This is a genomic window from Pseudomonas sp. MF6396 (assembly GCF_002018915.1).
GTDB lineage: Bacteria > Pseudomonadota > Gammaproteobacteria > Pseudomonadales > Pseudomonadaceae > Aquipseudomonas > Aquipseudomonas palmensis.
This window is the reverse complement of the sequence record NZ_MVOK01000043.1, coordinates 20,872-27,127: the sequence shown is the minus strand read 5'-3', so window position 1 is coordinate 27,127 and position 6,256 is coordinate 20,872. Positions and strand designations below refer to the sequence as shown.

8 protein-coding genes and 1 pseudogene are annotated in these 6,256 nt (G+C 56.9%); 8 read left to right on the top strand and 1 reads right to left on the bottom strand.

The genetic code is table 11. From position 1 onward, the window contains the following. The 7 genes and pseudogenes from MF6396_RS29135 to MF6396_RS26680 all read left to right on the top strand — a co-directional run. Positions 1 to 428: pseudogene (locus tag MF6396_RS29135) on the top strand (hypothetical protein); the annotation flags it as partial. Next, positions 379 to 1,338, top strand: coding sequence for a hypothetical protein (locus tag MF6396_RS28860; protein WP_177346354.1), 960 nt, complete (start codon positions 379 to 381; stop codon positions 1,336 to 1,338). The pseudogene MF6396_RS29135 and the gene MF6396_RS28860, both read left to right, overlap by 50 nt. Next, positions 1,338 to 1,952, top strand: a complete 615-nt coding sequence (locus MF6396_RS29250; protein ID WP_274521395.1) for a tail fiber assembly protein — start codon at positions 1,338 to 1,340, stop codon at positions 1,950 to 1,952. The genes MF6396_RS28860 and MF6396_RS29250 overlap by 1 nt, the downstream gene beginning before the upstream one ends. Positions 1,953 to 2,009: 57 nt before the next feature. Next, positions 2,010 to 2,504: a glycoside hydrolase family 24 protein gene (locus MF6396_RS26695; protein ID WP_078481928.1), complete on the top strand. Its 495-nt coding sequence runs from the start codon at positions 2,010 to 2,012 to the stop codon at positions 2,502 to 2,504. After that, positions 2,501 to 3,043, top strand: a complete 543-nt coding sequence (locus MF6396_RS26690; protein ID WP_078481927.1) for a DUF2514 family protein — start codon at positions 2,501 to 2,503, stop codon at positions 3,041 to 3,043. The genes MF6396_RS26695 and MF6396_RS26690 overlap by 4 nt, the downstream gene beginning before the upstream one ends. Next, complete coding sequence (locus tag MF6396_RS26685; protein ID WP_078481926.1) at positions 3,009 to 3,215, top strand: hypothetical protein; 207 nt, start codon at positions 3,009 to 3,011, stop codon at positions 3,213 to 3,215. Before MF6396_RS26690 ends, MF6396_RS26685 begins: the two co-directional genes overlap by 35 nt. A 147-nt stretch (positions 3,216 to 3,362) precedes the next feature. Next, positions 3,363 to 3,659, top strand: a complete 297-nt coding sequence (locus MF6396_RS26680) for a hypothetical protein (protein ID WP_238596485.1) — start codon at positions 3,363 to 3,365, stop codon at positions 3,657 to 3,659. A gap of 523 nt (positions 3,660 to 4,182) precedes the next feature. Here the strand turns inward: MF6396_RS26680 and MF6396_RS26675 are convergent. Further along, the gene (locus MF6396_RS26675) at positions 4,183 to 5,295 is read right to left on the bottom strand and encodes an HNH endonuclease (RefSeq protein ID WP_229589363.1); all 1,113 of its coding nucleotides are present in this window, start codon (positions 5,293 to 5,295) and stop codon (positions 4,183 to 4,185) included. A 493-nt stretch (positions 5,296 to 5,788) separates the two neighbouring features. Here MF6396_RS26675 and MF6396_RS26670 point away from each other — a divergent pair, with 493 nt between their 5' ends. Next, on the top strand, positions 5,789 to 6,154 hold the full coding sequence (locus tag MF6396_RS26670; protein WP_078481923.1) for a DUF2388 domain-containing protein: 366 nt from the start codon (positions 5,789 to 5,791) through the stop codon (positions 6,152 to 6,154). Positions 6,155 to 6,256: the final 102 nt, after the last annotated feature.

Here is a 6,256-nt window from a genome sequence, read left to right as displayed (position 1 = left end):
AGAGCGGCAATGTGACCTGGCGGCCCACCGGGAAGTGGTTTGCAGCTGTATTTGCCAGCCGCTCAGCAGCGAGTTGGGGGTTGAGGATGTGGGACGAGGCCGGAGTCATCATCTACGACTCCGGGTCAACTCCGATCATATTCACCAAGGCCACAAACTCATGGAGCTATCAGGGCATGGTCCAGCTGGCACTGGGGAATGCCTACTACTACTTGTGCGCAGCTGTAGGGGCTCTGGCTTCGGACGAGTACTTCATGATCAACCCGTTTTCTCGCGGGCTCATGGCACCCAACCAGGCCCTCACAAATTGGTGTGGTGCAAGATTCAACTACTCAATCAACCGGCTGCAGATCTATTCAGTCGGGACCACGGGCTGGAGTGATCTGGGTCAGCCCGGAGCTGTTTTTGCCCGCTTGCCAGGGACATAACAGTCGCACTCGAAAATCAACATTACCCGCCGCGGCGGGTTTTTTATTGCCTGGAGAATTTATGCCCTGGTACAGAGAAGGCAAGGTCGCAATCGCGGCCGGACAAACCACCGTAACCGGTACCGGTACAAACTTCGCAGCGAACTCTCGCGTCGGCGATGCTTTGCAGGGGCCTGATGGCCGTTGGTATGAAGTAACGAACATCGCAAGCGGTACAGTGCTTTCAATTTATCCTGCCTATCAAGGTGCCACCATCGCGGCCGGTACCTACGGCCTCGCGCCCATGCAGGGGTATGTCAAAGAATCAGCCGACCGCCTTCGGCAGATCGTCGAGCAGTTCGGCTCGACTCTGGCGGTGCTCGGCGTCGCCACGACTGCACCAAAGCTTCGGGAGAACATCGGCGCCGCGGCGCGCGGGGCGAATAGCGACATCACGTCACTGACCGGCATGACAACCGCGCTGAGCGTCGCTCAGGGCGGTACAGGCGGCAGCACACAAGCGACCGCCAGGGCAGGCCTGGGCCTAAAGGCTGCCGCAACGGCTGATATCGTCGGCACAGTGAGTCAATCGGGCGGCGTACCAACGGGTGCGATATTTGAGAAGGGCAGCAATGCAAATGGCAGGTACGTCAAATACGCGGACGGCACCGCCACCGCCGAAATGGCAGTAACTACCACGTCTTTTTCTCCTGTCGCGGGCCTGCACGTCTCCAACGATATCGGCACCCCAACCCCAGTAACGTTCATTGCTGGCAGCGCTGTCCTCTCCGGCAATGACGCGTTAAACAACTCATTTCTGGTCGCGGGCCGGGTAGAACCCAACAACATCAGTGTGAAGGCCTACTTCACTTCATCCCCTGGCGTACCGGTGAGAACCATAAACATTGTTGTGCAAGGGAGGTGGTACTGATGCGCATTAAATTGTCACCGTTCAGTGCAGACGAAACACTCGTGCTCAGCAGGAGCGGCGAATCGATCACGATCAACGGCATGAAGCTCGATTTCGAAGACGTGCATGACGGCGCGATGCTGCCTGCAACTGCGACGAACTGCTCGTGGCTGTATGGGCCAATCGAGCGGGTCGCCGGAGAGCTTACGTTGACCGTCAGGCTTCCTCATGGCCCGATGGCAAGCGCGCAGTCGCGGTTCCCGGTGGATATCGTCAATCCACCAGATGGCCGCGTGCAGCTCCCCACAGACTTCGACCCCCGGCCTGAGCAGTCTGAGGTTTCCTGGCCAGATACCATCGGCTCGATCGACTGGAGCCAGATGGTCACGGCAGAGATGAAGCAGGATGCGGCTGCAGCGCAGCATCTGGCCGGCGTGCAAGCAGAAATCGCCGGTCGACGAGGCGTTGCCGACTCGGCAATCGCACCGCTGCAAGATGCGGTCGACCTCGACGACGCAACCGAGGCTGAAGCCACTGCGCTGAAGGCCTGGAAGAAATACCGGGTCGCGCTGAACCGCCTGCCAGAGCAATCAGGATACCCAGTCGACATCGACTGGCCCGTGCCGCCGGCCTGACTACAGCCGAACAACGATACCCGCCTTGAGCGGGTTTTTTATTGCCTGGAGAAACACATGGCTCGAATTTCCGACTCACTGGCGGGCAGCAAGAACGCTCTCGCTTTCCTCGACATGCTGGCATGGTCCGAAGGCACGTCGATCAGCAAGCACACCCGCGACGACGGCTATGACGTGGTGGTTGGCGGCATCGACAGTCCGAACACCTTCAAGAGCTACAGCACCCATCCTGGCGTGCTGGTGACCGTGAACAACAAGGGCCTGAAGTCCACGGCCGCAGGCCGGTACCAGCAACTCCAGCGCTACTGGCCGCACTACCGCGACCTGCTCAAGCTGCCCGACTTCGGGCCCACCAGCCAAGACAAGCTGGCACTGCACCTGATCAAGGAGCGCGGCGCCCTGGCGGACGTGCACGCCGGCCATATCCAGGCCGCAATCACGAAGTGCCGGAACATCTGGGCCAGCCTGCCAGGCGCTGGGTACGGGCAGCATGAGCGCAAGCTGGATGACCTGCTGGCGCACTACGTCGCCGCCGGCGGGAGGCTGGCGTGAGCGGATGGGCCTGGCGCGCGACAGCCTTGCTGCTGTTGCTGGCGTCGTACTGGGGCGCCTATGAACATGGGCGCACGACGATGGACGCCGAGTGGCAGAGCAGGTGGGCTGCGCGCGATGCCGGGGACAAACAGGCTTGGGCCCTGGCCGAGGCTGCAGAGCGGGCCAAGGAGCAGGCCCACCAACAACAAATGAACAAGGCGATTCTGGATGGACAGAAAATCATTGACCGTGCGGTGGCTGATGCTGCCGCTGCTCGCGCTGATCTCAGCCTGCGGGATGAAGCTGACCGAGCAGCCAACCGTATCACCAGTTCGGCCGGCGGCCATTCCTGCACTGCCGCAGCAAGCGCGGCAGCTTCCCGCGTCGCCCTGGTGCTTGCCGACGTGCTCAAGCGCGCTGATGAAAGAGCGGGAGACCTGGCGACAGATGCTGATCAAAGCCGGGGAAGGGGAGCAACCTGCGAACAGGCCTATACTGCCCTGACCGAAATCGGAGGGCAGCATGGACGACTTGCAGGAGAAGATGGCGGCGGGTGAGCCGCTGATGCAGCAAGCAATGGATGCGGTGCGGCGCTACCACGAGGCGCGAGATTCGCTTACCGCGGCAGAAGAGGTCGACCGCTTGCGGCTTGAGGCCGAAGCGCTGATGCAGGCTGTCAGTGAGTATCAGCAGGCTGCGCTTGGAGTCCAGGCGGCAATTCGTCATTAGCCTGAAGGCTGCCGGCCTGCGCGAGACCGACGGCCTCGAGGTGAAGGTGAGGGCACTAATTGCGGAGCGCCTCAGCTTGCCGCTGACCGGCAATTGCCTCGATTCATGCATGGCCTTACGATACTGTTTTTACATACAGTATCGGCCATGCCACTCCCATACCCTCCAGCCTGGGTAACCGCACTCGATGGCCGCGAGCCACTGATCACAGATCCAGAGGCGCGAGTTGCCGTGCTCAGGCAGATGGCCTACGACTGCTATCAGCGGGCTGAGGTGTCCATCGAGGAGATGGGCGAAATGCTCGAGCTTGTCGAGGCGGCGCGGCTTTGGGCGCTGATAGAGCACGAAGAGGCCTGGTCGCTGGGCTTGTTTGGCGACTATCCGCAGGATCATCCCGGCGGCGCACAGGTGATACAGGGTAGCGGCAAGCCCACCTGTGAGTAGCTATATGAAGGAAGGGGAAAGGTCGGCAGAACGCCGGATGCGGGGCCAGAGCCCGTGGGGAGATTTTCGGGGGATGGTGAAAATTGGTCTTGCACAGTGCGGCACCGTTTGCAGCGAGCGCCCGCTCAAGGCCTTGATCCGTAAGGCTTTAGGTGTGTCCTGCACGCATGGGGTGCAAGGGGTCGAGTGTTCGAATCACTCCGTCCCGACCATATATTCAGTGAGTAAGGCCATTTCCGAAAGGGATGGCCTTTTTCATGTGCGTGATTTTTATGTAGATTCTTAGGTTTCTACGTTTTCTGAAATAGCCAACCTACCTCTGCGCCGCAGTCAATCACTCTCTTTTGGAAAATGCCGACTTTGCAATTAGTTGCTTTTTGAGTGTGGCTAGGGCGCAGCGAATTATTTTAGCCGCATAGGTCTTTTCGTAAGGGCAAGCTTCGATAAATCGGCAAGCGTTATCGAAAATAGCACCGTTACAAGTAAGGGCGTGAAGGCGAGCCGAAAAAGTGCCATAGTAATTTCAGGAGTAAAGCAATTCGGTTTTTTTAATTTTCGCTGCTAACTCTAGATTCTTCCTCTCTCCATTTGCGCCTGAGTGAATTTCTCGATGGCAATTCGGGCATATCGCTGCGACAAACTGAGGATGGTCTAAGCCACCATCTGAAACTCGATTAATATGATGCGGTTCCAGATAAGGTTGCCCATCAACTTTTAGAAAGGGGGCCGTAGTACTACAGCTCTCACATACACCTTTCGAACGCATAATCACGTAGTGGGCCACCACGCGGCTTCGTTGGTAAATGTTTCTTTTACTTACACTTGGGTTTATTCTCGGTGCGCGTTGAGTCACTGAGAGGGCGGCATTTCGTGCTGCGATCAGATCGGACTCTAAAGGAAATTCATTATGTTCTGATGGTAATCGGTTCAGCGCGTCGTCAGTTATCGCTTCAATTCGGCTCAACCGGAAAACAATAGTGCTGCGCAAATCGCCGTCCTTGTCGGCTTGTTCGCTTTGGAAAAATCCCTCACAGACGAATTCGCCGTCAAAGCGATGACCTTTACCTTTTGCTAATGACTGAAATAGATAGAGCGATTTCCCAGTCTTAACATGCTCGGCAATGGCCAGGTTTCCTTTTGTTAAGGTCATAGGCCCTTTCTGGCCTTCACCGGTATAGAGAAAGGTATTGTCATCCAGCCAGTCGTCCAGGTAACCATGCTGCTCACCCGCTTCACCGGTGAAAATAAAAATCGCAGGATGAGTTGAAGACGGAGCAATCCCTGACTGGTGACTCCCACCAAATGGTCCATGGATTTCGGTTTTTCGGTCATACACCGCACCTCGTTCGAAGTGAAGGTCCAGGATCGAAGCTGGTGGGTGGAGGATGGCTTCCGTCTGAAATCCAGCTTTACGTAAATAGCGTGTCGTTTCAAATGCGCCTGAGAAAGACTGCTCATCCTTTGCTGAGGCCAAGGCCACAATTTTTTTTGCAGGATAGCGCTTGCCCGCAACCGCTATGGCGGAGTGATAGCGACGATTGGTTTCCCAGCCTATCCAGTTGGACTGATGCCTCAGATTTTGATCGAATTCATTGATTGCCCACTGGACCCGTTCCTTCGGCGTTGCTTTCGTCACTGTCAGACCTTTCCTGCGAAAATGTAGGAAAAGCATGGTGCTGCAATATCTTGATTAATTTCAAGTGGCCATCACGAAACGTCTGTCAGTATGTAAATCTGTCGCCCCTTTTAGCTCCATCGATTTGCTAGTTTTCCGGGCCTTCTTTACGCGCTGTAGTCCATTTCCCAATCGTGTTTTGGCTGCTTCCAGCCGTTGCGATCCTCTCCATCGCTCTCTAATCTTTCTGCGCTGTTGTAAGTCCGGCAGCTCTACGTGGGGCACATTTGTGTGCGCCGGGTTCGTTGCTTACTCGGTCTGTCAACCTGCGTATAGCTGCCACCTGGTCGTTTGATCGCTACGCTTGAACGGCGTGACGCAGCAAGTCATACCGGACTTCCCAGCAAATGCCGAGCCCAATGTTTGTGCGCGGTACTTCTCCTCCAGGCGATACTCCGCCAGAATGCGCGCACATTTCGATTTTGATGATCGGTCTAACGCATGGAGCGAGTAGGTGCGTCATTTACTAGCGGCAATAGTGCTCGGTTTTTCCTGCTCTCTGCCCGCCTTGGCGGGGGATGGCCGCGCCGTAGAACCCACGTTCCTCGGAGTAATCGTTACCTCGTCTCTGGCCGTGACGCTGTTTCCCGTGACCCTGACCGAGGACGCGGAAGCCAGCAGCCGTAATAGCAGCAAAAACCAGGATAAAAAAATCGTAGACGCCCGCAATGACGCGGCGGCCTACGTGGCAAGCGACGGCGCCATTCTGGGCGTGGAGCTGCAAGCTGCCTTGTCAGCGCTGCGGCCCGCAAGCACGGTAACTACTGAGGACGAGATGCAACTGGCGAAGGCGATCCTGGCCTATCAACCAGCGAACTAAAGTCCTGCTAAAGCGCATTTCTCACAACGAATTTGCAATCCGTTACATCCAAACCTCAGCCTTTCCCTATTCCCTGTAGGCTCTTTCCCAATCATACTCCCG

Bases quoted from the DNA above. Each gene is read 5' to 3' on its own strand.
- MF6396_RS29250 (WP_274521395.1), top strand. From the start codon at position 1,338: ATGCGCATTAAATTGTCACCGTTCAGTGCAGACGAAACACTCGTGCTC.
- MF6396_RS26695 (WP_078481928.1), top strand. From the start codon at position 2,010: ATGGCTCGAATTTCCGACTCACTGGCGGGCAGCAAGAACGCTCTCGCT.
- MF6396_RS26685 (WP_078481926.1), top strand. From the start codon at position 3,009: ATGGACGACTTGCAGGAGAAGATGGCGGCGGGTGAGCCGCTGATGCAG.
- MF6396_RS26680 (WP_238596485.1), top strand. From the start codon at position 3,363: ATGCCACTCCCATACCCTCCAGCCTGGGTAACCGCACTCGATGGCCGC.